The organism is Streptomyces sp. NPDC059718, from assembly GCF_042733315.1.
Taxonomy (GTDB): Bacteria; Actinomycetota; Actinomycetes; order Streptomycetales; family Streptomycetaceae; genus Actinacidiphila.
In genome coordinates this window covers 55,019-80,241 of record NZ_JBHWGA010000043.1, presented here as the reverse complement: position 1 = coordinate 80,241, position 25,223 = coordinate 55,019, and the positions used below count along the sequence as shown (strand labels likewise).

Genomic DNA, 25,223 nt, shown 5'->3' with positions numbered 1-25,223 from the left:
ATCCATTCCGTCGCCCCCCAACAAACTCCACCACAATTCGGCGGTTTTTCTTAAAACATAACACGGCGGGGGGGGGGGGGGGGTGTAACCCCCCCCCCCCCCCCCGGCGCTTTTCCGTGCTGCCCCGCGGCCGCGGGCGCGGCGCAACGGGCATCGCGGGCACGGCCCCCCGGCGGCCTGGGCCGCGTCCGGGCGCACCGCACCGGTGATGCCCGCGGCCGCGACGGCGGTCACGCAGGTCGCGTCGTAGCGGCAGCGCGGCGGGTCACCACCGAACGCCCGGGGTGGGGGACGGCGGTGCGGAGTGCTCGGCGGCGGGCGGTCCGCGCCGGGTAGGCGGCTCGGCGGCGGGAGCGGGCCCCCCTCTAGCTGCGCATTTCAAGCCCGATAGTAGGGCCTATCGCGCTTTGTCCCCATGGTGAGAGGATACGGTCGCCGCCGCAGCCATAGGGCAGTTGTTCGACCGCAGTGTTCCTGCCCGGCCCGCGGCGCTCGACCTACGAGGGGAACCGCATGAAGAAGATCGTCCCCATCCTGTCGGCCGTCGGACTCGCCGCGGGCTTCTTACTCGCGTCCACGGGTCCGGCCGAAGCAAGCGCCCCGTGCACCACGAAGGGCTACGGAGTGACACGGAGCGGCAACATCCTCTCCGTACCGGCCACGGGCTCCGGCAGCCTGCAGTGTCATCTCCAGGAAGGCTACAACGGCAACACCGCGGTCTGGTACCTGCAGTACTCGATCGCCTGGTGCTACCGCGGCTATGGCGAGGCCGTCCTCAACATCGCCGTCGACGGCAACTACGGCCCGAAGACCAAGGCGGCTGTCAAGCGCGTCCAGCAGATCGAGCGCATCACGGCAGACGGCGTCTACGGCCCGCAGACCCGGGACGCGATGATGCACCGGCAGGACGAATGGGAGGGCGACCAGGACCCCAACATCTGCAAGAAACTGAGCTGGTAGGGCGCCGTGACCATGACGGCAGCCACACCCCGCCGCGTGCGCGAGTCCCGCTGGCCCAGGGTGCTGACCGCGGGCGGCGCCGCACTTGCCTCGCTCGCAGCCGTGCTCCTGGGCGCCTCACCCGCCTCCGCCGAGTCCTACAACGGCTGCGCCTGGCCGCGGGTGTGCTTCTACCTCACCCTGAACGACTGGTGGGCCGGTGCGCCGACGTCGGCCTTCCAGGACGTGACCTCCTACTACCAGACCCTCGGCTCCCGCAGCCGCGGCTCGGACCGGGTCTACAACACCCGCGACAACGACCGGGTGTGGCTGCGCTACACCGTCGACAGCTCAGGCGTCACGGGCTATCTCTGCCTAAACCCCAACACGATGGGGATCTTCGACCCCGGCTACACGGTGACCGGCGTGAAGATCGAGTGGACGGAGCGCTGCCCCGGCACCTGACGCGGCACCGGCCCGCTCAGTGGCGCTGGCAGATCGGGAACCAGAAGAGGTTCCGTGCGGCCAGTTCGGCCGTACGGACCTCGGTGCCGCAGATATTGCACGGCATGGCGATAGACGTACACCTCGCCGCCGTGGTCGTCGACGCGAGGCCGGCGGCCCATCGCCTCCGGCATGCCAGGTCAGACCGTGCCCACCCACACCCCCCCGCCCGGCCGACCCGTCGGCCGGCTGGCCACCGCGTGCCAGTCGATCGGCACCATCGGCACGCCAACAACCCGCTCGGACAGGGCGCGCTGGCGCGCAAGGTGCGGGGGCGTCGGGCCAGACGCGGGGCTGGTCTGACGCGAGTCGGCAGGTCTCTCAGCACCGGGAAGCAACGCCCTCCGCCCGCGGCTCGCCCGGGCGCGAAGGTGCGAGGACCATCGCGGTGCCCGACCCTCGAACCTGTGAAGTGGGCCGCCAAGGTCACGCCAGCAGCGCCCGGCAGGCTATTTCGACACCCAGCGTCAGCCTCGTGCAGCGAACGGGCCGGTCACAAAGGTCTGCTCCGCGGGCTGTCGACAGTGCGGCACAATGCGGTGTGATCTGTGATGTCTGCGGCCACGAGGTACGACGAATACCGGTGGTCGAACCACCAACGCGGTGGAGCCCGGCAGTGAGGGAACGCTGGTTCTGCCCCTGGTGCTACGCCTGGACGGAATTCGGACACGACCCGCGCGAGGTCTCGCGACCGCAGTACGGCTACCGACCCTGGGAACGGGCGGAATCCCCGCAGCTCCCAGAAGACGTCGCCCACGCGTATGACGTCGCGTACGCATACTCCCCCGACGGCCTCGGTGCGACACTGTGCGGTCTGGCCCACCAGGACCTCACCCCCTCACCGTACCTGTGGATGCCCCACTGGCCGAGCGCATGTGAGGCGTGCAAGCAGACCGCTGAGGTCATCGACGAGCGCTGGCCCCTCCACATGCGAAACGGCAACCGGATCTCTCCCACCCCACCTCCGGGCTCAGACTGGCCGCTCTTCTAGACCATTCCCTCCAGATCATCGAATCGCTCGTTGACCTGCGTCGTCGACTGATACCCGATGGGCGCGGACTGAGCCGTTGAGACGGGACCGAGCCCCTCGGCGGCGTAGCGTTGGCGTGATCGCCGGAAAGTCATCGACGCGATTCAAGTACCGTGCTGGGACGCCGGCGCCCGCCCTGGTCGGATGAGCAGGATGCGAACGTCAGCGGCGACGACAGGCGCCACCGAACGAACCCTGCGCTCCCGCGAACAGCACACCGCCCGCGTACCCCGACAAGACCCACCACCGTGGCCGTAGGTGTTCTCCTTCGACGAGCGTGATGTCTGCAAGGTGCTCCCGACAGGCTGTTCGCAGCCGCTACCTGGAGCGTGCGGAGGTGGGCGGGTCCGCTCGAACGACCTCCGCGGCAGGGGTGTGATGCTGGCGCAGACCCAGCACCAACCCGAGGATCAGCACGGTGATACCCAGCCATACCAGCGGGCTGGGAATGCCGCTGCCGGAGATGCCGCCGACGGCCGCCGCGGCGAGCGGCGCGATGCCGGTGAGCAGTCCGGCCCGCCCCGATCCGACGGCGCGGACCGTGGAGTACCACAGGACGAAGGCGACCGCCGTCACCATCAACGCCAGATAGCCGATGGCGGCCCACTCGATACCGGACAACTCCTGCATGGCCGAGGAGTTTTCGGAGGCCGCGGCGAGAACGGCCAGTAGCGCAGCGGCCATCCACATCGCGTGCACGGACACCCCCCACGGGGAGTGCCGCCGCAGGACCGGTACCGCGAGAAGGGTGAAGGCGGCCTCGCAGGCCAGGGCCAGCGCCGCCCAAGCCACCCCGACAGCGTCGGTGCGACCCGTTCCCTCCACCAGTACCGCTCCGGTCACGACCACCGGGGCCGCCAACAGGAGCCGGCGGCTGGGCCGGCGCCGTTCCAGCGCCGGGCCCACCACCGCGAGGACCACCGGTACGCAGGCGACCGCGACGGCGACCGCCGCGGGCTCGGCATGCTCGACGCCCCGGATCACGGCCACGTTGAACAGCAGCAGACCGGTGACAGCGATCCCCGCGAGCCACAACCACTCCCGCCCTCGTGGCCACACCAGCCGTGTGCCGGCGAGCCGGGCGACGACCAGCAGGATCACCGTGGCGATCGCATAGCGAACCGCCTGCGGGGTGAACAGCGGGGCGTCCACGAGGGTGCGCGAAACGGTGACGCTGCTGCCGACCAGCGCCATCCCCAGCATGCCGGGCACGAGCGGGGCGAGGGGAACGGAAGGTGTGTGCATACCGCTCACGCTGCCCGCACAATGGACGCCATGGACAGGTCCACAAAGGCGTCGGTAGAGGGGTCCAAACGCACGGAGGATCCAGCGGACAAGGTGCCGGACCGCGGTACGTCACTGGGCTCGGACTTCCTGCAGCTGGAGATCGGCCAGGTACCCGCAGGCGGGCGCACCGCCTGGCTCACCGACCAGCTGCGGTCCGCCATCGCCGACGGCCGGCTGCATGTCGGAGCGAGGCTGCCGGCCAGCCGGGTCCTGGCGGAGGAGCTGCACGTCACCAGGGGCGTGGTCACCGAGGCCTACCGGCGGCTCGCCGAGTCGGGACAGATCGCCGGTCGCGGCCGACTCGGGACGGTGGTCGTGGCGGCTCCCGCCGCTCCGCAAGGACGCACACACGACATGCCGCGGACCGGAGCCGGATCCGGGGCCGCGATCTTCACTTCGGGCGACCGCGATGGCGTCGTCGACATGCTGCGGGCCACGCCCTGCCGGATCGACCTGTCACCGGGTGTCCCCGACCTCGCCGCCTTCCCGCGCGCCGGGTGGCTGCGCGCCGAGCGTGCCGTCCTCGCGGAGGTCACCCCGGCCGACTTCGGCTACGGCGATCCCAGGGGCGCGCCCGCCCTGCGCCGAGCGGTCGTGGGCTGGCTGGCGCGCAACCGTGGCATCCGCGCCGACCCCGACGAGGTCGTGGTGGTCGCGGGTGTGGCACAGGCTCTGAGCCTGCTCGCGCGGCTTCTCCTGGCGGACGGCATCCGCCGTGTCGCCGTCGAGGACCCCGGATCCCTCGGGGCACGCCAGCAGTTGGAGTACGGAGGCCACTCGATCGTGCCCATCCGTGTGGACGCCGGTGGCCTCGACGTCGGTGCGCTGCGTGCCAGTGGCGCCCAGGCGGTGCTACTCACCCCGGCCCACCAGTTCCCGACCGGTGTCGTCCTCGACGGGGAACGCCGCCGAGAGCTGCTGGGCTGGGCCGCGGAGGGCGGGGTGGTGATCGAGGACGACTACGACGCCGAGCACCGCTACGACCGGCCGCCGGTGCCGGCGCTGCGCTCGTTGATGCCCGAGGGGGTCTGCTACGCGGGCAGCGTCTCCAAACTGCTCGCGCCCGCACTCCGCATCGGATGGCTCCTCGTACCGCCGGACCGGCTGGACGCCGTCGTAACGGCCAAGCGGTACGCCGACCTGGGCAACGGCGTCCTCACTCAGCTGGTCCTCGCCCGGCTGATGGACTCCGGCGAGCTGGAGCGGCATCTGCGCCATGTCCGGGGGCGCCACCGCCGGCGCCGGGACGTGATGCTGAAGGCCATCGAGGAGCACCTTCCTGGTGCCCACGTGCACGGGGCAGCCGCCGGCCTGCACCTCATGGTCACCTTCGGCTACCCGCCCGACGGCACCCACGACCGCGGCCTGTGCGACGGCGCCCTCGCCGCGGCGGCCCTCGACCGAGGTGTGAAGGTACATCCGCTCTCCTGGCACCGCATCGGCCCCGGACCGCCCGGCCTGGTACTCGGCTACGCGGCGGGACCCGCCCACGACATCGAGCAGGGCATCGCCACCATTGGTGCCGCCCTGCGCGGGCTCCTTCCCTGACACCTGTGCAACATATGGATCACGACGGTCAGTCGGCCCTGAGACGCGGCGAGCCTGCATAACCGGTCTTGGCGTCAAGCTGTCGGCCCCGTACCCGTCGGCTTGGGTACGAAGTCGATGGGCAACGCAGATGCCACGCCCCCTCCCATCAGGCCGATCCACGAATTTCAGCCGCCATCGCTACAGTTCACGGCCTCGGCTTCGAGCACCTTCCAGCCGGTGATGAACTTGGGCATGGGGTTCCCCCTTGCTGGTCAGGACCAGGCGGTATGCCCGGCGCCCCGCCCGCCCCCGGCCGCCAGGACCACAGGGAGGACAGACAGCCGTCACGCCGCCGCGCCAGCCTCCGCCGCACGCCCCGCCGAGGCGGGGGCAGCCTCACAGACCAATAGGCACGCCGCTGGGACGGGGACGACGGCCAGTCGCCGATGCCGAAGTGGCCGGAGCGCGGGCTCAGCGACCTGCCATCGATCCTGCCGTGGTGGGGCGAGCACCAGCGCGAATGACCTCCACCAAGGCCTCGTGGAACTCGCCTGCACCATCATCTGCCTCGGACGACTCCGCACCTCATTCTGAAACGATCAGTAAGGCCTGCCCAGGCGTAGCCGGTCCACGGCAATGCGAATCCAGCCCTCCAGGAAATGTCAAGCGCGATTGCGTTTGCGTTATAGGTGGGGCAGGATCGTTCCATGGTGACCTCACCGCGCGTGACCCGCGTCATACTGGATGTCGAGGAAACGGACGAGCTGGACCGTCTCGCCCGCGCTGTCGACGAGTACACCCTGGCACTCGAGCAGGCGCGTGCGGCACTGAGTGAGGCAGCGGGCAGGATCGCCGCCCGTTATGAACGCGGAGGGCCGGCCGCGGTGGCCGCCCGTGTGGGCTGGTCGCGTCAGCACGTCTCCACCTTGGCTGCAGCCCACCGTCGTAACCTCGGCAGTCAAGGAAAGGACGCAGCATGAGCACGGCATCCGAACACCCGGAGCGCCGGAGCGTGCCGCAGCCTTCGACTACGGCCGAGGAACTGCGAGCCGCTCTCTCCCGGATCGCGCCGGAGGCAGTGCCCACCTTCGATGCCGAGCGGGCCGCGGCCATGACCCAGGCGCGGACCGAGGTCAGCTCCGCCCCCATGCGGCGGTTCCTCGGCCAGTGGGCACTGCAGGTCGCCATTGAACGCCATCCGGAACAGGCCGCCCGGCTCCGGCACCTCGAAGCCCGGGCCGCGGTCGTCGAGGACCCGGACGAGGCCAGGATGGTCGCCGCCGAAATCGGGTGGATCCTCGACAAGGCCGCCACCGAGGCTGGGCTGTCCCACAGCGGTCAGTCTTGAGCGGCTGGCGCTGGGAGTACGACCCGGACGCCGAGCATGTCATCAACGGCCTGCCCACGCGGGTCGTGGCCGAGGTCGAGCGCCTGGCCGGCGAACTCGTCGTCCTGGCCGATGTGGGTGTCGACGTCACCGACATCGGCGATGGCCCCCGCAAGGGCGTCCCCGGCGGACTGCGCCGCATCCCCCTGCTCGCGGACGGGTGGTTCTACGCCCTGCCCCTGCCCCGCTTGCAACTCATCGCCGTCGTCCGCATCATCCCCCCCTACACCGACCAATAGAAGCAACAGGCCAGGTCGCATCCTCACGGGAAAAGAAAACAGCCGGCCGCGAAACCCATGCCGCCACCAGAGACAGGAACATCCTCACCAGCGCGGGAAGCAGCCGCCCAGCCCCGTACAGCCGGCCCCCGGCAGGGACCATCCCCGCAGACGCGGGAAACAGCCACTGGACAGCCCTTTCATGTCTGCCCTGGTAAATGCATCAGCCCCCTCAAGCAGAGGGCCCAAAAGCCGCTACCGGCCAACCCCCTACCGGACACCGCCACTGGCATGCTTGAGCTGCGTCGATGGCCGTAGCAGCGAGAAGGGGCCGCCCTCGGAATCGTCCTGACCAGCCTCCTCCTCCAAGAGCTACCGGAAGGCATTCAGCCACGCCAGGCAATAAAACACAGGCCCAAAGCCTGGCCGTCGAGAGCACGCACCCCTCTCCTGAAATGCGGCAAAGTCTCCTAATTTTCAGCGAGTTCGGCACTCCACAACGGCCAACCGTCAGGGAAACTCCGTTCTCCACCCGCCGACAGGCCGAGGGCATCGAACCAGTCACCCGCGCTTACGACGCTGACGTCACCTGAACCTCACCGCTCATGAACCCCCGTCAGCGCGGACTCACCCGACCGCCGCCCGCAAACCCACACCATCGGTGCGTTTATAGCGGCCCATCAGCAGCCTTCTTCGGGGCTGGTGCGCTGCCTGGCCAATCGCCGTCTTGTGCGTCTTGGAGTTTCACCGTCGGGCACGCGGGTCCCCTCCCCCACGTGGCGGGCTTCACGACAGGAGGCCCGTCGAAACCACCTTCGTAGAAGCCGCTTGGTGTGCGCGTGTCCACGTATTCCCACAGTTGGAGATGACTCTGCCGTCTCGGATGCGAGTGCCGAAGCAGCCTCGCCCGTCTCCCGCTGCGTCAGACCAGCGTCTCGGCGGGCCCAGCACAGTTCCCGCACCAGGACCCGCCGGGTTGCGACCGGATCATGCGAAGGCACGCCGCTCGCCCACATGGCACTGCACACGCCAGGGAAGTCCAGGAGCTGGAGCGAGGCGGTGCACAGCGATGCCGGTTCGGCCCCGCCGAGCAAGGCGTTGATCAGAGTTGGCTTACCGGCCCTGCACTCCCCGACAACGCCTATGACGATGGTGTGCTCCTGTCGAGGGCGGCCGCCAGCTCCCGCAGGGCCGCCAGCACCCTGGCCACCCGGCTCACGTCCTCCGGGACCCCATTGAACAGATGTCCCGGGTACACGGTCGCCGAGGAGCTGCTGGTCCCGAAGTCCACCGCGGCGACCGGCTCGACGTCGAAGAAGCCGCCTCCGCGGTCCTCGGCATCCCGCTGGAGGACCTCGGTGAGCAAACGCCACGGGCGCTGCGCCACCCACGGAATGGAGGCCGCTGCTCCAGGACCGCAGTGAAGACATGGAGCGAACACGGCTTACTCAGTCCGGTGCGACGGAACAATACGGGCCGGGGGGTGCATCATGGCATCGTCGAGCCATACACGGATACGGCCACGCATGGTGGCCGCGGTCACCGCTGCTCTGGCGGTCGCGGTGCCTGCGGTGCTCGCCGCCACGGGAATCAAGCTGTGGTGGCTGCTCGGCTTGGGCGTCGTGGTGGCTGCTGTCGGTGGGGTGTTGATGCCGAGCCTGACGGACAGGTACCGCCGCTCCCAAGAACGGGACGAGGAGACCCGGCGTGCGCCGGCCAGGGATTCCGTGCTGCGGAGGGTCGGGGATATCACGGACCCGGTGCTGGAGCTGCGGGTGCACCCGGCGCGGCACGCCGATCCTCACGGCGGCGCGGCCCGGCCGGCGGATCCGGCGGGCACAGGTGAGCGCCTGCCACCGTATGTGCCGCGCGACATTCACGACCGGCTGGTCGAGCTGCTCGCCGCCGGCGGCTTCGTCCTACTCGTCGGGGAGTCGATGGCCGGGAAGACCCGGGCCGCCTACGAGGCGATGCGGGCTGCGCTCGCCGATCACACTCTCATCGCCCCGGAAGGCAAGTCGGTGCTGCCCGATGCCATCGAGCGCGCCGTGCGGCTGCCACGCTGCGTGCTGTGGCTGGACAACGCCGAGCGATTTCTCGGTACCGACGGCCTGACCCGCACCGATATCGCTCGTCTCGTCAGCGGGGACGGCCACCACCGCGTCGTGCTCGCCACCATCCGCTCTGTTGAGATGGCCCGCTACACCGACCCCACGCACCCCGACGCTACAGGCGTGACCGAAGCCCGATACGTCCTTGAACAGGCAACCCAGTTGCGGCTTCGGCGGGCCCTGACAACCGCCGAACGGGACCGGGCCCGCACCCGCGCCTGGGACCAGCGCATCGCCGACGCACTCGACCACGTAAATGAATACGGCCTGGCCGAATACCTGGCTGCCGGCCCGGAACTCTTCAATGCCTGGGAGAACGCCTGGGACGCCGGCCACCCACGCGCCGCAGCCCTGATCGCCGCCGCAGTCGACTCCCGCCGCGCCGGACTCACCCGCCCCCTCTCCCAAAACCTGCTGGAGTCCCTCCACGACAACTACCTGACCCGCCGAGGCGGCGAACGACTCTCCCCCGAACCCCTCGACCACCCGGCCCCCGCCCCGCTTGAGCCGACGCTGCCAGGACCGGCCGCCCCGAGGTCACCGGCGGAGGGCGGCGACCGCGTCTGCCGCGGCCGCCGTGAGCGCTGCGCCATCGCGTATCTGCGACGCCCAGGCGACATGGCCATCGGGGCGGATCAGCACGGCGCGGAACCCGTTCCACTGCGGGCGGCCGCCACCGGCTTCGTCCGCCACCACGGTCAGCAGGTGGGGCGCGGGCGCGGCTCGCGTGAGGAAGGCCGCGGCCTCCGCGTCCGCTTTCGAGGCCATGAGCAGGACGTACCGATCGGGGGCAAGAACCGAGAAGAGCCCCCGGCCGTCGGCAAGCCGGATGTCCGGAGCCCGGTGGCCGACCAGCGGATGAGCGTCGCCAAAGGTCGGCGCATAGGCGACGGCGAGCCCGGACACTGCGTTCGCCAACGACAAGGAGAACGACGGCACCTCGGTTACGGCGCGGTTCAGCACCGCACGCAAGGCCAGTTGTTCCGGCGTGAAGTCGGTCATCAGCGCGGTCTGCGCGCGGACGAGTTCCATCAGTGCGGCACCGGCGGCATGCCGCTCGTCGTGGTAGCTGTCCAGCAGACCGTCGGGCGCCCAGCCCCGGACAGCGGCCGCAAGCTTCCACCCCAGGTTCCACGCGTCCTGCAGGCCGACGTTCAATCCCATACCGCCGGCGGGGAAAATACGGTGGGCTGCGTCCCCGGCCAGCAGAACGCGTCCGCACCGGTACCGCTCCGCAAGCCGGTTGGCCGAGCCCGTCCTTGACACCCAGATGGGATCGCGCAGTCCGAAGTCCGTGCCCGCTATGGCTGCCAGCCGGACACGAAGTTCCTCGGTCCCGGCACGCTCCGTCCAGTTCCCGTCGTCGCCGGCGCCGGCATTGACCCCGCCGACACGGTGCACACCGCCTCCCATGGGCACGATGAGCGCCTGGCCCGCGCCGCTGTTGCGCTGAAAGTACGGAACCCCCGGAGGATCGTCGAGAGTGACGTCGGCGACCCATGCATACGCGGTGGACTCGGTCCCCGGGAAGGCGATGCCTACGGCCTTGCGGACCTCGCTCGCGGCGCCGTCGCACCCGACCAGGTAGTCGGCCTCCAGCATGTACCGCCCTGTCACGGTCTCCACCCGCGCCACCACGGAATCGGCATCCTGGGTCAGGCCGGCACAGGCATGCCCGCGCCTGATGTCCACGCCCAGACCCAGGGCGTACTGCTCGAGCAGTTCCTCGACCCTCGGCTGACCCAGCACCAGTATGTGGGGGAAGGGGGTGTCCAGTGTGCTGAAGTCAATGCGACGGTCAAGGAGGCCGAAGTGCGAGTTCGGGATCTTCGTGCCCTCGTCGAGGAAAAGATCGTCAATCCCTCGCGAAGCCCATATCTCCATGGTGCGCGGATGGATGGTGAACCCTTTGGAGTGGGGAAAGCGCTCCTCGCGCCTCTCGACAACCGTCACATCGACGCCCGTCAGGCGCAGTTCGGCCGCCAGCCACAGGCCGGTAGGACCCGCACCGACAACAACGACCTCTCCCATGCTTTCCTCCGCCTACGAGTATTCCCGCGGGCGCGGCCGGTCGACCCGAGCCCCCAAGTGGCCTGTCGCCGGGGGACAGTAACAGAGACCTGGCCGCCGAGCACCACCGACACGGACGTCAACCCCGGTGCTCCAGAGCAGAGTTGAGGACGATAGGGAGTTCGCAGTCCGCGCCCGGACCGATGGCCGGCCGGAAAACCGGCCCGCATCCGCACCGTCGCGGTCGCTCGCCGGCGTGCCGAACTCCGAGTGGCCGTGACGCCAGGCTCACCGCCTGCGTCGTCGGCCTCTCAACTCGCCCGAGCTGACCGTGGCACCCCTGCTGCCCACGATCGCCGCGCTGCCGGACGCCCACGCCGAGGGCCTGTGGAACCGGGCGGAACGGAATGGAACGCCGGAGGAGGAGGAGGAGACGAGTTCGACCTCTCCTGGGAGACGTGACTCCTCCACCCCGTGAACGGGGTGGCTTCTCGCTATGCCGGTTGGGCTTCGCGACGGACCAGCCCGGCCCGTAGAACGTTCAGGGCGCCCACCGTGTCAGCGTGCGCGGTGTGGCCGCACGAGACACAGTGGAACTTCTCCTGTGTGGGCCGGTTCTCCGCGCTGGTATGTCCGCATTGCGGGCACTGGCGCGAGGTGTTACGGGGGTCCACGGCGATCACTTCCCGTCCGGCGCTTTCAGCCTTGGCGTGCAGGATCGTCAGGAACACCCCCCATCCGGCATCGTTGATCGAGCGGTTGAGTGCGGTCTTCGCCACCGCGCCGTTGGGCAGGAACGCGCCCGGCTTGTCGGGGTCGGGCTTGGGCCTGGCGGCGCGGACCATGTTGCGGATCTTGAGATCTTCGTGCGCGATGAAGTCGTGCTCACCGACCAGCGTGAGGGCGGTCTTGTGTGCGTGGTCCAGCCGCTGGCGGAACACCCTGCCGTGCAGCTTGGCGACCTTCTCCACCGCGCGGCGGTGGTTGGCCGTGCGCTTGTCCCGGCGTACACGCGGGAACTTCGCCAGGGCCTGCTGCGCGGCTTGGAGCTTCGCTGCGTTGGTACGGCCGTGGCGCGGGTTGGGGACGAATCCGCCGCCCGAGTCGGCGAGGAAGTTGGCTATGCCCAGGTCGATGCCGACCACACTGCCCGTCGCGGGCAGCGGCTCGGGCTGGTCCTGTTCGGCGGTCAGCACGACGAACCACCTTCGGCCCTCGCGCTTGACGCTGACGGTCTTGACCTTGCCGACCACCGGCCGGTGCTGATGCACCTTGACGTGCCCGACACCTTGGAAGCGGACGCGGGTGAGCGGTTCGTGCGGCGTACTGTCCCAGCGGCAGCCGTCCCCGTCCTTGGGGAAGTCGACCGTATCGAACCAGTGCACCCCTCGAAAGCGGGGGTATCCGGGCGCCTGGCCGGCCTTGATGCGGCGGAAGAACGCGGCGAACGCCTTGTCCAGCCGGCGCAGGGTGGCCTGCTGCGAGGAGAACGACCAGCGGCCCTGACACTCCGCGTCGAATGCCCGGATGTCCTTGAGCTGCGCGGACTGCATTCCGTACGTGACGCTCGTCTTCGACACGTGTCGGTAGGCGTCGCGGCGTTCTTGTAACGCGCCGTTGTAGAGCGAGCAGTGATCCCGCAGCATCTCGGAGAGGGCCTGGTCCTGACGGACGGTGGGCCGCATGAGGAACTTGTACGCACGGATCATCAGCCCACCCCCTTCGGTGCGAGTCGACCTCGAGTCTAACATTGGCTTATGTCACCACGCTGGGAGCCAAACCCCCATGTGCGACGCGGCCGTCACGTCGTCTACCACCTGCACGCGCACTTGGTGTTCGTCACCAAATACCGGCGGACCGTCTTCAACGACGCCATGCTGACGCGCTGCGAAGACATCATGCGAAAGGTGTGCCAGGACTTCGAGGCCGACCTGATCGAGTTCAACGGCGAAGAGGATCACGTGCACCTGTTGGTGCACTACCCGCCGAAGGTCGCACTTTCCCACCTGGTCAACTCCCTCAAAGGCGTCTCCTCGCGCCGCCTGCGGCAGGAGTACACCGGCCATGCCAACCAAGCGATCATGCACGGCCGCTTCTGGTCCGGCTCCTACTTCGCCGGCTCATGCGGTGGAGCGCCCCTCCAGGAGGTCAAGGACTACATCGACAACCAGAAACGGCCCGACTGAACGCGGACCACTGGCGGAGCGCTCCGAAACTGCTGCGGCGCTCCGCGCCGCAGGGCTCAGGGGATTCCCTCCCCGCCTGAAGGCGGCGATTCCCTCCGAAGAAGAGGGATGGGACCGGACGGTGCAGCGGGCGAGTTACGCGCAGGGCGCGGGATACCAGGGGCTGGTCGCCGGGCCCGGGGAGCTGCACACCATCCGCACGGACCTCTGGTCGCACTTCGGCCCCCCGACGATGGCACTGGCCGCGTTCGCGCAGATGACGGACCTGCACATCGTGGACGACCAGTCGCCGGCCCGCCTTGAGTTCATGGACCGCTATGCCGACGCCGGCGCCCCGCACTACGCCTCGTATCCCACCGACTCGGCCTACCGGGGCCACGAGTTCCTGTCGACGCAGGTCGTCGACGCGATGTGCCAGGCCGTCGCCGGCGTGGGCAAGGGCCCGCGGAGCAAGAAGCCGCTGCAGTTCACCATCGTCACCGGCGACGCGATCGACAACTGCCAGCACAACGAGAACCGCTGGTACATCGACCCGCTCGACGGCGGCCGGACCATCGTGCCGGACTCCGGCCGCATCGGCCTGGACCAGAGCTTCTCCAGCGGTGCCCTGACCAGCGGCGGCGCCGGGGACAACCACTACTACTACCCGTCCCTACCTCCGCAGCAGGTGCCGGGCAACCAGTACACCGGCACCTCCGGCCTCGGATTCCCGTACGTCCCGGGACTGCTGGACGCGAGCGGCGTGGTCGGAGCGGCGCGCCGGCCGTTCGTCTCCCACGGCCTCGGCATGCCCTGGTACGCGGCGTACGGCAACCACGACGGCCTGTGGCAGGGCAACGAACCCATCGACAACAACCTCGTCGACGTAAAGGGCATGACGGTCGGCTCGTCCAAGACCACCGGCACCTCCGCGGAGCTGCCGGACGACTACGGCGACCTGGGCACCTTCGGCAAGCTGATGGTCGCCTGGGAACTGGAGGGCACTCGGGTCGTCGCGGACCCCGACCGGCGGCTGCTGTCCCGCAAGGCCTTCATCCAGGACCACTTCAACACCGCCGGCCTGCCGGTCGGTCACGGATTCCAGGGCGTCGGGATCGACAAGGCCTACTACGCGATCCCGTCCGGCTCCGGCGACCTGATCCGCTACATCACCCTCGACTCCACCAACACCAACACCAACACCGACGGCTTCGGCTCCGGCGCCGCGGGCGGCTCGATCGACACCGACCAGCTCAATTGGCTGGAACAGCAGCTCAGGGCCAACAGCTCACGCTACATCGGCACGAACAACCGCATCGTCACGCAGAGCGGTGTGCAGGACAAGATGTACGTCCTGTTCTGCCACCACACGCTGGGCACCATGGACAACCTCGACGACGGCATCTTCGGCGGCATCTTCGGCGACCGGCACACCGGCGACGAACTGAAGGCTCTGCTGCTGCGCTACCCGAACGTCATCGCCATGGTCAACGGGCACACCCACGCCAACAAGATCGTCCCCCATCCGACGCCGGCCTCCAGTCCGATCTCCGGCGGCTTCTGGGAGATCTCCACCGCCTCCCACATCGACTGGCCGATCCAGAGCCGCATCATCGAGATCATGGCCAGCCCCGACGCGCAGAACGCGGGGGAATTCGGCTCGGCCGCCGGGCCCGCCACCATCTCGATCTTCACGACCATGGTCGACCCCGCCGCACCCCTGTCCTTCGGGGGCGACACGAGCACCCCCGCACAGCTGGCCTCCCTGGCGAGGGAGCTGGCCACCAACGACCCGCAGGAGGTGAGCCGCGGCATCACCAGACGCATGGGTGTCAGCCAGGACCGCAACACCCAGCTGCTCCTGCCGGCCCCCTTCCCGCTGCACGCCCCGCACCCGCTCGGCTCCCCGATCGCCGCGGCCCGCAACAAGGACGGACGGCTGGAACTGTTCGGCACGGATGCCCAGGGCAACCTCTGGAACACCAGCCAGGGGACCGCCGCCGGCGACCTGCAGCCGTGGACGAAGCTCGCCGGCGGACCGGGATGGCAGTCCGTCACCGCCGGCAGCCACCAGGACGGCCGGGTCGAGATCTTCGCCATCGACCAGAACGGCTCCGTCAACCGCCGGGCACAAACCAGTGCGGGCAGCAGCACCTACACAGCCCCCCAGCAGTTCGACGCCGTTTTCACCTCGGCGACCGCCGTCCAGGACCAGTGGGGCGGCATGCAGGTCTACGTGACGCGTGGTGACAACACCATCCGCCACCGCTGGCAGGACTTCCTCAACGACGACACCGCGTCGAACGGCTGGTTCACTCCCTGGACCCAGCTCGGCGGCACCGCGATCCAGCTCGCCGTCGAGACCGGGGCCGACGGACGCGCCGTGCTGGTCGCCATCAAAGAGGACGGCCTTCTCATCCAGCGCAAGATGAACGTCGCCAACGCCCAGACGGAGAGCGAGTGGGGCGGGGTGCTGCCGCTCGACGGCATCCTCGACTCCGTCGACATGGCCCGCAACCTCGACGGACGCCTGGTGATCCTCGGCACCAACCCCGACGGGCAGCTCTTCCACCGGTTCGAGACCGCACCCGGCAGCGGAACGTGGCACCCCTGGGCCCTGGTCCCGACACAGGCCGGGGCCACCACGCTCCGGATGCGTCACGTCTGCGCCGAACGCAGCGGCCCCGGGCGGATCGAGATGTTCGCCATCGATGACACGGGAACGCTGTACCGCTGCAAGCAGAGCGACCCCAACAGCACGACCTGGTCGCCCTGGGAGTCCTGTCAGTTCCAGCTGCGTTCCACCCACACCCTCACCGGGCTGTGACAGGCCCGGCGGCACCCGACCCGGCCCGCTCCTCCACCTGAACACAGGTGCCGGTCCCGACCAGCCGCGGGGCCGGCGCCTGCACGCTTCCTGGGACGCGTCCGCAAACGGTGAGCAGGTCAGGCCGCGCCTCACCCGGAACGGGACTGCCGGCGGACCCCCGGCGCACATGCCTCAATCGGGCCAGTACGAGCAGCGGACCCCGGTGTGCACAGCATGCCGCAGGTGTTCGCCGATCACGGGGTCGGCCGCCGCGATCCGCTCCAGTGCCCGGCGGACGGCCTTGCTCACCGCGACCCGGGAGCGTTCCTCGCCCTCGGGGAAGCGGCGGACGCGTCCGCTCAGGCCGGTGGCGCCCGCCAGCTGGCTCATCAGCCAGTCGTGCTCTGCCCGGGCGACGGCGACCCGCTCATGGTCGTCGGCCGCCTTGAGCTCGTCCAGTTCAGTGCGCAGCCGGGCCAGGCGGTTGCGGTACTCCTGCGTCGCCACCCGGTCCAGTACCGGCTGTCCGGACAGGGCCGGGTGCTCTGTGGCCTCGTTGAACGAGGTCAGCCCGGCCACCAGGTCGACGGTCCGGATCTCCTGGCGCGGATTGGCGATCAGCACCACCAGGTGGAACATCCCCACACTGTGGTCGACCAGCACGCTGCGCTCGCCGAATCCGATCCGCCACTTGCGGCCCAGCCGGGTGCAGAACGCCGTGGGCGGCCGATGTCCGTCCTCGCCGTGCGGACCCGCGCCGCCGTGTCCGTTGTTCTCCGCCGGTGCCGCCGCGGCCTCTTCCGCGACCACGGCCATCTCCTGCCGGACGGCGTCGGCATCCGCCTGCCGGCCGGCCCGCACGAGCGCCGTCGCGAGCCGGTCCCGGGACGCCGTGACGGCAGGCCAGTGCGCCAGGGCGAGGTTCTGCCGTACCGCGTCCCGCAGATGGGTCACGGCCCGGTCGACGTCTCCCGTGGTCAGTGCGGCGACCCCCAGGGCGTGCTGGGCCGAGCCGAAGCAGGCGACGGCGAGACTGCCCACCATGGGCAGGTGTCCGTACGGGCTCAGCAGTTCGTAGACCCGCTCCGCCGTCGCGGTGTCGTCGAGGAGATAGGCGGCCTCCGCGACACCGTGCATCGTCACCATCCAACTGCTCGACCGAGGCAGGTCGCCGAGGTCGCGACCGCACAGGGTGGCCAGCGCGCTGACCGCCTTGCGCCGGTCCCCGGCCGTCACCGCGGCCACCGCGAGCGCGGCCAGGGCGTGATCGTCCACGGCGCTGAGCGTGGGAGAGTTGACGACTTCGCTGAGCAGTGGCACCAGTTCCACCACCCGGCCCTGGTACCAGCGGATGGTCACGAGCTGAGCGGCCTGCCAGACCGTGGCGTTGACGTCTCCTGCGGCGGTGCCGCGCTCGGTGCAGACCCGGGCCAGCTCCTCGGCCTCGTCGAGGCGGCCCGCGCGGACGGCCAGCATGACGTTCATCGCGTTCACGACGAAGCCCACCGCGAGGTGGTCCTGTTCGGCCAGCAGCCCGCGCAGTTCGGCCAGGCAGCGTTCCGCGTGCGGGTCGCCGTCCAGGAACATGTCGACCGTCTGCCACAGCAGGCCCATCAGCAGATCGCTGCGGCGGGAGGTGCGGAAGCTCTCCGCGACCAGTCCGGCGGCCAGTTCCCTGCGCAATGCGCCGTGCTCCGGGCCGATCAGGCAGTGATGGGTCAGGCTCAGGGCCTCCGCACGCGCCATCGGACCGGGCCGCGACCTCGCCTGTTCGAGCAGCGCCAGTACGGCCGTGTGGTCGCTGCGGCGGTAGTCTCCCTCCCCGGCGAGCCGGATCCGCAGCCGCAGGGCCAGCGAGGACTCGGGGTCCAGGACTTCCAGAGCCCGGCGTATCTGCGATTCCAGGAGCACCGAGCCCGCCACCGTGCGGTGCTCGTGCACCCACAGGCCCCCGAAGCCAAGGGCGGCCACCGCCATCGCCCGGGCGTCCCCGGCCGACTCGGCGATCCGAAAGGCCCGTTCGAACCGGTCCCGGCCGGCGCGCAGATCGCCGTCGTCGACGACGGCACGAGTGCCCTCGTCGAGCAGCGTCTGAAGTTCCGCGGACCGTCTCGCCTCCGGCCCGGCCGGACCCGGCGCGTCCCGCACGGGCGCATCGACATTGTTCACGGCTGAATTTCTCTCCTGGGTGCACTCGACAACGCCAGGGGAAAGCCGGCCGGACCGCCGTGTCGGTCGTGATCGGTGGCCTTGCCACAGGCGGAGGACGGCGAGTAAGGCTATCGCAGAGGCCGGGACGGGGGAACAGCCGCAGGCCGTACGGCAGCTGACGCCGCATGAGGTCCGTGCCCGGCGGGGACCGGGGCCGTGCCCGGCGTGAGCCGGGGCCGGGGCCTGGGCCGGCGGGGGAACGCGATGGCACGGCAGGGCACACGATGGCACGGACTGGAACGCCCATCGGGCAGTGGCACAACCAATCGTCCACTCCTTCGAAGGGGACTCAGTCGTGGGCTTTTTCGGGCATCGGCGCTCCGCCCTGGGCGGCGCCGTGGCGCTCGCGTTCGGGCTTCTGCTCGGTGGAGGTCCGGCGGCGTCCGCCGCCCCCGCCGCGGCGCCGGCCTTCTCCATCACCTCCAACAGCCAACAGGATCTGTTCGTGCAGGCGATCGGCACACCGGACGCGGTGGTACGGATCGCCGGGAACGTGGACCTGGACCTGACGGGGCGGGAGTACCTGCCGGTCGCCTCGGGTGTGCAGATCCTGGGTGACCGGTCACAGCGCCCACGGGGGCCGCGGCTGTTCACGACGTCCTTTCCGCGCATCCTCCTGATGGTCGGGAACGACGGGGACGGCACGCACAGCGACAACGTGCGGATCAGCGGCATCCGACTGCAGGGTGGGGAGAGCGACGACCCCTACTCGGCGGTCGACACGAGCGACTCCGACGGAATCCGCGTGAATTCGAGCCTGAGCGTGGAGATCGACCACAGCGAGATCGACCACTGGCGCGGAGCGGCGGTGAGCGTCCTGGACGGCCAGAACCGCATCAGCCTGCAGAACGCCCAGACCGTGTGGGTGCACGACAACTACATCCACCACAACCAGCACCCCACAGGCGCCATCTGCTGCGGACACGGCGCGGGCTACGGCGTGGTGATGAGTCATGGCGCCTACTCCCTGGTCGAGCGGAACGTGTTCGACTACAACCGGCACGCGATCACCGGCGACGGTTCGGCTGGCGACGGCTACCTGGCGTACCGCAACCTGATCTGGGGTGGCGGCGGGGACAACTCCCACGTCTGGCACACCCATGAGATCGACATGCACGGCAACGACTCGTCCTGCAGTTACGAGTGCGGCTCAGCGGGCGAGTACATGGACGTGGAGTACAACACCGTTTGGTATACCAATGGAACGGGTGTCAAACTGCGCGGTACCCCCAGCGTCGGCATGACGGTGTCGCACAACGTCTTCCAGCATTCGAGCCTGTGGGTGGGTTCGATCCTTCCCATTCACGCGGCGCTGGACCAGACCGAGACCGGGCTGCACCAGTCCGCCAACACCCTGGACTCCTACACCGGCGGCCAGCGCAAGTACTGCGACTTCGACGGCGACGGCGTCAACGACGCCTTCATCGCCACCGGCATCACCTGGTGGTACCAGTCCAGCTCGCTCGGGGGGCGTTGGAGTTATCTCAACCAGTCGTCCACCCGGCTCGCGGACGTGTCGCTCGGCGACGTCGACAGCGACGGTCTGTGCGACGTCGGCCATCCCGGCGGGGTGTTCGTCAACCCAGGTCAGGGCGTCTCTTCGAGCACCGCGACCGCGACCGTCTCCAGCGGCGACTTCGACGGCGACGGCCGCACCGACATGGCACTCAGCGCCTCGGACGCGTGGCAGGGCCTGCCTGTGGCATCCTCTCAGGGCGACGGCCGCTTCTCCCAGGGCATCTCCGCGGCCGGCGACTTCCCCCGTCTTGCGGCCGCCCCAGGGGCCCGGACCTACAGCGGAGACTTCGACGGCGACGGCCGTGCCGACCTCGCCGCGTTGGGCGCGGAGGGATGGAACACCCTGCCGGTGGCCTTCTCCAGCGGCGACGGGACGTTCCGAGCCGCGAAGTCCGGCGTCGGCGACTTCGCCGGATGGGCGTCCCTGCCCGGGGTGAAGGCACGGGTGGGCGACTTCGACGGGGACGGCCGGTCGGACATCGCGCTGATCGGCGGGAGCGGCTGGGGTTCGGTGCCGGTGGCCTTCTCCAACGGCGACGGCACGTTCCGCGTCACCAACGGGTCCGTGGACGGCTTCGCCGGCTGGGCGCAGATACCCGGGGCGCAGGTCGTCGGCGGCGACTTCAACCACGACGGCCGGTCGGACATCGCGCTGGTCGGCGGGAGCGGCTGGGGTTCGGTGCCGGTGGCCTTCTCCAACGGCGACGGCACGTTCCGCGTCACCAACGGGTCCTCGGTCGACTTCGCCGGCTGGGCTTCCGTATCCGGAGTGAGGGCACAGGCGGGTGACTTCGACGGGGACGGCCGCACGGACATCGCCCTCGTCCGAGGCCCCCACACCCCGTGGTGGTACACGCTGCCGGTGGCCTTCTCCAACGGCGACGGCACGTTCCGCGTCACCAACGCCCCTACCGACCGCTTCGACCGATGGGCATCGGCTCCGGCGCACACACCGGACCCGTCGAGCCCGGACGCGCAGGCCGTGGCCGGGACGTAGGTATGAGGGTTTCACGTCAAACGGGAACCCGACGCGGCAAGGTACCGCAATACACAGGGTGCCGTCGGGCGGTCAGCGAGTTCCCCGAGGCGTAGTTGCAGTGCGTCACGCTCACGCTAACGCACGCTTGGCCTGGCCCTGACCCAGGGAGGAAGACTTCATCTGTGGCCTGGCCGTGCCATAGGCGTAGAGGCTGAAAGGGAACCTCTCGCACAGCTACTACGTCTTGTAGGGGGAGGCTCCACCTTTGGGGCCCGCCAACCGAAGGCATACCGCATGGACGAAGTGGCCGACGATGACCACGTCGCGAAAGGCAACCTCCCCAGTGCAACACCGATCCGGCTGGAGTGACCGCCCCGCAACAGGACCTCAGGAAGTCGTATCGCCATGCGCCTCATTGTGCGCGAGCAGTCGCTGCAGCATCCGTTCGTCCTCCCGGGACAGTTCCGAGACGAAGCGGGCAAGCACAGCCTCCCGGTCCGATCCTGCATCGAGCAGGGTCCGCATGCGCTGCGCGGTATGGGACGCCTCGTCGCGGACGGCTTCGTAGACGTAGCCGCGCCCCTGACGGTGGCGGTGCAACACGCCCTTTTCGTGCAGCCGGACCAGGATGGTGAGGACGGTGGTGTAGGCCAGGTCTCCTGGTAGCCGTTCCTGCACCCGACCTGCCGCCATAGGCCCATCAGTAGCCCAGAGCACCGCGAGGACGTCGCGCTCGAGCTCTCCGCGTGCACGACGGCGTGTCGCACCAGTCTCGTCGCGCTTGTCGGGCACTGCGTCCGCCCCTTTCACGGCTCGGCCCTCCAGGCTACCGCCGGACCTACTACCGCCCGTACGGGGCGAGGGTGTGAAGGACTAGCGTCAACTACTACATGTTGTAGAGTTTCGCCGCTCCCATCAGCGCACGGAGGAACACCCATGTCGCACGTCGGCGAAACGGTTGACCCGAGCACGGCGGACGCCGCTCCAGGATCAGGGTGGCCGGCGCCACCAGGCAGAGTCGCGATCATCTCCGCCAGCATGGGAGCAGGCCACGACGGCGCTGCCGCCGAACTGGCCCGGCGCATCGCTGTCAGCGGCGCTGCTGTGGACCGCTTCGACCTGCTCGACCTGCTGCCGGGGCGGTTCGGCCGGAGGCTCAGCGCCGGCTATCACCGGCTTCTGGTCCATGCTCCGTGGGCCTATCAGCGGATCTACAGCAGCACCGAGGAGGCGGGCGGCACCAGCGCGTCGGCCCGTGTTCTGCTGCGTGCCGCCGAGCGGCCGGTGCTGGGAGCGTTGGCTGCCGACACGCGCGTGGTCGTGTCGACCTATCCGGGTGCCAGTCGCGTCCTTGGCGCCCTGCGTCTCGACGGCCGGCTGACCGTGCCCGTCCTCACCTACCTGACCGACTTCTCGGTGCATCCTCTGTGGGTGGCGCCTGGGGTGGACATTCATCTGGCGGCGCACGCTGTTCCCGCCGCGCAGGCGCAGGCTCTTGGTGCGTCCGACGTGCGGGTGTGCGGGCCGGTGACCGATCCGCGGTTTGTTCCAGGTGGGTCGCTGGAGCGGCAGGTGGCGCGTGCCCGGCTGGGGCTGCCGGCAGGCGCTCCGCTGGCGTTGCTGGTGGCCGGTTCCTGGGGTGTGGGCCCGGTCCGGCAGGTCGCTGCGGAGATTCGTGCCAGCGGTGCTGCGCTCCCGGTTGTTGTCTGCGGCCACAACGGTGCTCTGGCTGAGCGGCTGCGGACGGATGGTGTCGGGCATGTCTTCGGGTGGACCGACGACATGCCGGCACTCATGCACGCCGCAGATGTTCTGGTGCAGAACGCGGGTGGTCTCACGTCGCTGGAGGCGTTCGCCTGCGGGCTGCCTGTCGCCAGTTATCGCTGCATACCTGGCCACGGCCTGACCAATGCCGCTGCTTTGGATGAGGCGGGTCTGGCTGCCTGGATTCGCAAGCCCGACGATCTCGCCCCTGACCTTGCCGACCTTATCCACGGCCCTCGCGGACTGCGGCAACGTGCTGCGGGGCTGGCCCTGTTCGCCGCCGGGCCGGACACCGGTCCGGCGGCCGTCGTCCTGCGGGCTTTCAACGGCGTCAAGGCCGCCGCGGCGCCTGGCCGCGCGACGGCTGTCAGCGTTGAGATCGCACGCACAGCGGGGCCGCTCGCGCGTACTCCTCGGTCGACCCGTCCGCGTCTGGCCTTTCAGCGGCTTGCCGCCACCGTCGTTGTGGCGTGCGCACTGTGGGCGGGAGGTGTCGGCCTGGGCATGGCGGCTACCTCGCACGACTATCCCGGCCTGCTGCGTGCCATCGACCAGCGGCTCGACCCCGACGACTTCACACCCGCGCCGACCTTCGAGGGAACCCAGCCATGACCGCTGCCCGACTCCTGCGCGCCACTGCTCTCGTGGCGCTGCCCGCTCTCGCGGCCGCCCATGCGGCGCCCGTCGTCGCCACCTTCGGGCCGCTGCGCAACCGCGTCATGCCCCGCCTGTCCGGGCAGGGCCGGAGCGACCATGTGGCCCTGACCTTCGATGACGGCCCCGACCCGCTGTCCACGCCGTTCTTCTTGCGCCTGCTCGCCGCCCGCCGGGTGCACGCCACGTTCTTCCTCCTGGGCGCGGAGGCACGCCGCTCCCCCGGGCTGGTCCGCGACATCGCCTTGACCGGGCACGAGATCGCCATCCACGGGTGGCATCACCGCCCCCTGCTGTTGCGCGGGCCTCGGGCCACCTACGACGAGCTGGCCCGCACTCGTGATCTTGTCGCTGACCTCACCGGCCGGCAGCCCCGGCTGTTCCGGCCTCCGTATGGGGTGATGACCACTGCCGCACATCTGGCTGCGCGCCGCCTGGGGCTCACGCCGATGCTGTGGACCTGCTGGGGTGAGGACTGGCGGGCGCGTGCCACACCGCGGTCCGTCCACCGTACGGTCACCGCCGACCTGCGCGGAGGCGGAACGATCCTGCTCCATGATTCCGACTGCACCTCCGCCCCCGGCGCCTGGCGCTCCGCGCTCGGTGCCCTGCCGCGCATCCTCGACACCTGTCAGGAGCGTGGTCTCACGGTCGGGCCGCTGCGTGACCACTGGACCGGGAGGCGGCCACTGGTCCGCGGTCCGGTGGGTGACACGCCTGGCCGGCCGACCGGATCGTCTACAGCGAAGTAGAACTTCTACATGCCTGTAGATGATCATGGTGTGTGCGGCCCCCGCACTCGCCGGATCGCCGACCGAAGGGGTAACCGATGAGCGACGCGTTCACGGGCCTTGACCCCGAATCCTGGACACGGGCTATGCGGCTGCTGGCAGCGTAGTTGACGTTGTTCGGGACGCTGCCTCGTAGGCGATCGGGCTGCGGTGTCCGAGGCGGGAGTGACGGCGTCGGGTGTTGTGGCGGTGAAGCCAGCGGAACGCATCAAGGCGGGCTTCGCGCGCGGTGGGCCAGCTCTTTCGGCCCTGTAGCGTCTCGCGTTTGAAGGTCGCATTGAAGGATCCAGCGAGCGCGTTGTCCGCCCAGCTGCCGATTGCGCTCATGGACTGTCGGACGCCGGCCTCGCGGCAGGCGTCGGCGAAGGCCCGGCTGGTGTATTGGGCCCCGTGGTCGGTGTGCATGATCGCTCCGGCAAGACTGCCGCGGGTGTGGTCGGCGGCGGCCAGAGCGTTGATGACCAGCTCGGTGCGCATGTGATCCGCGACCGCCCAGCCCGCCAGGCGGCGTGAGGCGAGGTCGATGACGGTGGCAAGGTAGAGGAACTTGCCGCCTTCCAGCGGGAGGTAAGTGATGTCGCCGACGTATCTTCTGTTCGGGTCCGTTGCGGTGAAGTCGCGGCCGATCAGGTCCAGGGCCTTGACCGCGGCCGGGTCCGCAATCGTGGTGCGGTGCCTGCGGCGCAGCCGCACTCCCGCGAGATCGATGCTCCTCATCACCCGCGCGATGCGCTTGTGGTTGATCCGATCGTCCTCCTCGCGGAGCTCGGCGGTGATCCTGGGGACGCCGTAGGTGCCGTCGGACTCGTGGTGCACGGCCCGGATCCGGGCGGCGAGGCGGGCACCGTCCGCGTGCCGGGCAGCTCGGTCCGCAGCCGTCGCGCGCCAGTAGTAATAGCTGGAGCGGGCGATGCCGAGGAGTGTGCACAGCCGCTTCACGCCGTAGCGGCGCTGGTGGTCGGCAACGAACTGGAAGCGGTTCACCAGCGCGTCTCCCCGGCGAAATACTTTGCCGCCTTCCGCAGGATCTCGCGTTCCTCCTCCAACTCGCGGACTTTCTTGCGCAAAGCGACGTTCTCCGCCTCCAGCGGCGTCGGCGGTTCGGCGGGCACTTCCGCCCGGCGTCCCCGGGGCCGGCTCGCTCCAGCTGCCCGAACCGAGTTCCGCATGGTCTCGGGGTTGATCCCCAGATCGGCGGCGACCTGCCGGATCGTCGCCTCGGGCCGCGACTGGTACAGCGCGACCGCGTCCGCCTTGAACTGGGGCGGACAGTTCTTCATGACCACGAGATGTCCGTTCTCAGATCCTCAGGATCC

The 25,223-nt window shown here is 69.6% G+C and carries 20 protein-coding genes and 1 pseudogene; 12 read left to right on the top strand and 9 right to left on the bottom strand.

Features of this window, described 5'->3' with window-relative positions:
• The first annotated feature begins 513 nt into the window (after nucleotides 1-513).
• The gene (locus tag ACFV3E_RS35625; RefSeq protein WP_500538959.1) at nucleotides 514-960 is read left to right on the top strand and encodes a peptidoglycan-binding domain-containing protein; all 447 of its coding nucleotides are present in this window, start codon (nucleotides 514-516) and stop codon (nucleotides 958-960) included.
• A gap of 12 nt (nucleotides 961-972) precedes the next feature.
• Nucleotides 973-1,404 (top strand): hypothetical protein, encoded by a 432-nt coding sequence (locus ACFV3E_RS35620; RefSeq protein ID WP_500538957.1) that lies wholly within the window; start codon nucleotides 973-975, stop codon nucleotides 1,402-1,404.
• A gap of 16 nt (nucleotides 1,405-1,420) precedes the next feature.
• Here the strand turns inward: ACFV3E_RS35620 and ACFV3E_RS35615 are convergent.
• Nucleotides 1,421-1,574 (bottom strand): annotated as a pseudogene (locus tag ACFV3E_RS35615) (Fpg/Nei family DNA glycosylase); the annotation flags it as partial.
• Nucleotides 1,575-2,791: 1,217 nt separating this feature from the next.
• Nucleotides 2,792-3,718 (bottom strand): EamA family transporter, encoded by a 927-nt coding sequence (locus tag ACFV3E_RS35610; protein WP_500538955.1) that lies wholly within the window; start codon nucleotides 3,716-3,718, stop codon nucleotides 2,792-2,794.
• 21 nt (nucleotides 3,719-3,739) lie between these two features.
• On the opposite strand from ACFV3E_RS35610, the gene pdxR reads away from it, so the two are divergent.
• The 4 genes from pdxR (at nucleotide 3,740) to ACFV3E_RS35590 (ending at nucleotide 6,916) form a co-directional block, all read left to right on the top strand.
• Nucleotides 3,740-5,308, top strand: a complete 1,569-nt coding sequence (pdxR, locus tag ACFV3E_RS35605) for a MocR-like pyridoxine biosynthesis transcription factor PdxR (RefSeq protein ID WP_500538953.1) — start codon at nucleotides 3,740-3,742, stop codon at nucleotides 5,306-5,308.
• 689 nt (nucleotides 5,309-5,997) lie between these two features.
• Nucleotides 5,998-6,270, top strand: coding sequence for a hypothetical protein (locus ACFV3E_RS35600; protein ID WP_500538951.1), 273 nt, complete (start codon nucleotides 5,998-6,000; stop codon nucleotides 6,268-6,270).
• Nucleotides 6,267-6,638: a DUF6247 family protein gene (locus ACFV3E_RS35595; RefSeq protein WP_500538949.1), complete on the top strand. Its 372-nt coding sequence runs from the start codon at nucleotides 6,267-6,269 to the stop codon at nucleotides 6,636-6,638. Before ACFV3E_RS35600 ends, ACFV3E_RS35595 begins: the two co-directional genes overlap by 4 nt.
• Nucleotides 6,635-6,916 carry a hypothetical protein gene (locus tag ACFV3E_RS35590; RefSeq protein ID WP_500538947.1) on the top strand — a complete coding sequence of 94 codons (282 nt, stop codon included), beginning with the start codon at nucleotides 6,635-6,637 and terminating at the stop codon, nucleotides 6,914-6,916. The genes ACFV3E_RS35595 and ACFV3E_RS35590 overlap by 4 nt, the downstream gene beginning before the upstream one ends.
• A gap of 1,120 nt (nucleotides 6,917-8,036) precedes the next feature.
• Here ACFV3E_RS35590 and ACFV3E_RS35585 read toward each other — a convergent pair.
• The 3 genes from ACFV3E_RS35585 to ACFV3E_RS35575 all read right to left on the bottom strand — a co-directional run bounded on the left by ACFV3E_RS35585 (nucleotide 8,037) and on the right by ACFV3E_RS35575 (nucleotide 11,037).
• Nucleotides 8,037-8,282, bottom strand: a complete 246-nt coding sequence (locus ACFV3E_RS35585) for a hypothetical protein (RefSeq protein ID WP_500538945.1) — start codon at nucleotides 8,280-8,282, stop codon at nucleotides 8,037-8,039.
• A gap of 532 nt (nucleotides 8,283-8,814) precedes the next feature.
• The gene (locus ACFV3E_RS35580) at nucleotides 8,815-9,435 is read right to left on the bottom strand and encodes a hypothetical protein (RefSeq protein WP_500538943.1); all 621 of its coding nucleotides are present in this window, start codon (nucleotides 9,433-9,435) and stop codon (nucleotides 8,815-8,817) included.
• Between the two features lie 108 nt (nucleotides 9,436-9,543).
• Nucleotides 9,544-11,037, bottom strand: coding sequence for an FAD-dependent monooxygenase (locus ACFV3E_RS35575; RefSeq protein WP_500538941.1), 1,494 nt, complete (start codon nucleotides 11,035-11,037; stop codon nucleotides 9,544-9,546).
• A gap of 310 nt (nucleotides 11,038-11,347) precedes the next feature.
• Between ACFV3E_RS35575 and ACFV3E_RS35570 the strand changes: the two genes are divergently transcribed.
• Nucleotides 11,348-11,494, top strand: coding sequence for a hypothetical protein (locus tag ACFV3E_RS35570; protein WP_500538940.1), 147 nt, complete (start codon nucleotides 11,348-11,350; stop codon nucleotides 11,492-11,494).
• 16 nt (nucleotides 11,495-11,510) lie between these two features.
• On the opposite strand, the gene ACFV3E_RS35565 is transcribed toward ACFV3E_RS35570, so the two are convergent.
• Nucleotides 11,511-12,725 (bottom strand): RNA-guided endonuclease InsQ/TnpB family protein, encoded by a 1,215-nt coding sequence (locus ACFV3E_RS35565; RefSeq protein ID WP_500538938.1) that lies wholly within the window; start codon nucleotides 12,723-12,725, stop codon nucleotides 11,511-11,513.
• Nucleotides 12,726-12,773: 48 nt separating this feature from the next.
• Here ACFV3E_RS35565 and tnpA point away from each other — a divergent pair, with 48 nt between their 5' ends.
• Together tnpA and ACFV3E_RS35555 are read left to right on the top strand one after the other, a co-directional pair.
• Nucleotides 12,774-13,202 (top strand): IS200/IS605 family transposase, encoded by a 429-nt coding sequence (gene tnpA / locus ACFV3E_RS35560; RefSeq protein WP_500538936.1) that lies wholly within the window; start codon nucleotides 12,774-12,776, stop codon nucleotides 13,200-13,202.
• Nucleotides 13,203-13,323: 121 nt separating this feature from the next.
• Nucleotides 13,324-16,008 carry a TIGR03767 family metallophosphoesterase gene (locus ACFV3E_RS35555; RefSeq protein ID WP_500538934.1) on the top strand — a complete coding sequence of 895 codons (2,685 nt, stop codon included), beginning with the start codon at nucleotides 13,324-13,326 and terminating at the stop codon, nucleotides 16,006-16,008.
• Nucleotides 16,009-16,182: 174 nt separating this feature from the next.
• Here the strand turns inward: ACFV3E_RS35555 and ACFV3E_RS35550 are convergent, their stop codons facing one another.
• Nucleotides 16,183-18,159 (bottom strand): hypothetical protein, encoded by a 1,977-nt coding sequence (locus tag ACFV3E_RS35550; protein ID WP_500538932.1) that lies wholly within the window; start codon nucleotides 18,157-18,159, stop codon nucleotides 16,183-16,185.
• A gap of 337 nt (nucleotides 18,160-18,496) precedes the next feature.
• Between ACFV3E_RS35550 and ACFV3E_RS35545 the strand changes: the two genes are divergently transcribed.
• The gene (locus ACFV3E_RS35545) at nucleotides 18,497-20,716 is read left to right on the top strand and encodes an FG-GAP repeat domain-containing protein (protein WP_500538930.1); all 2,220 of its coding nucleotides are present in this window, start codon (nucleotides 18,497-18,499) and stop codon (nucleotides 20,714-20,716) included.
• Nucleotides 20,717-21,085: 369 nt separating this feature from the next.
• Here ACFV3E_RS35545 and ACFV3E_RS35540 read toward each other — a convergent pair whose 3' ends face one another.
• On the bottom strand, nucleotides 21,086-21,490 hold the full coding sequence (locus tag ACFV3E_RS35540; protein WP_500538928.1) for a BlaI/MecI/CopY family transcriptional regulator: 405 nt from the start codon (nucleotides 21,488-21,490) through the stop codon (nucleotides 21,086-21,088).
• Nucleotides 21,491-21,736: 246 nt separating this feature from the next.
• On the opposite strand from ACFV3E_RS35540, the gene ACFV3E_RS35535 reads away from it, so the two are divergent.
• Nucleotides 21,737-23,074 carry a glycosyltransferase gene (locus tag ACFV3E_RS35535; protein ID WP_500538926.1) on the top strand — a complete coding sequence of 446 codons (1,338 nt, stop codon included), beginning with the start codon at nucleotides 21,737-21,739 and terminating at the stop codon, nucleotides 23,072-23,074.
• Complete coding sequence (locus tag ACFV3E_RS35530; RefSeq protein WP_500538924.1) at nucleotides 23,071-23,868, top strand: polysaccharide deacetylase family protein; 798 nt, start codon at nucleotides 23,071-23,073, stop codon at nucleotides 23,866-23,868. The genes ACFV3E_RS35535 and ACFV3E_RS35530 overlap by 4 nt, the downstream gene beginning before the upstream one ends.
• A 123-nt stretch (nucleotides 23,869-23,991) precedes the next feature.
• Here ACFV3E_RS35530 and ACFV3E_RS35525 read toward each other — a convergent pair.
• Nucleotides 23,992-25,193, bottom strand: a protein-coding gene (locus ACFV3E_RS35525; protein ID WP_500538921.1) for an IS3 family transposase whose coding sequence is annotated in 2 segments (ribosomal slippage) — nucleotides 23,992-24,908 and nucleotides 24,908-25,193 — 1,203 coding nt in all. Because the reading frame shifts where the segments join, the coding sequence is not laid out codon by codon here.
• Between the last annotated feature and the right edge of the window lie 30 nt (nucleotides 25,194-25,223).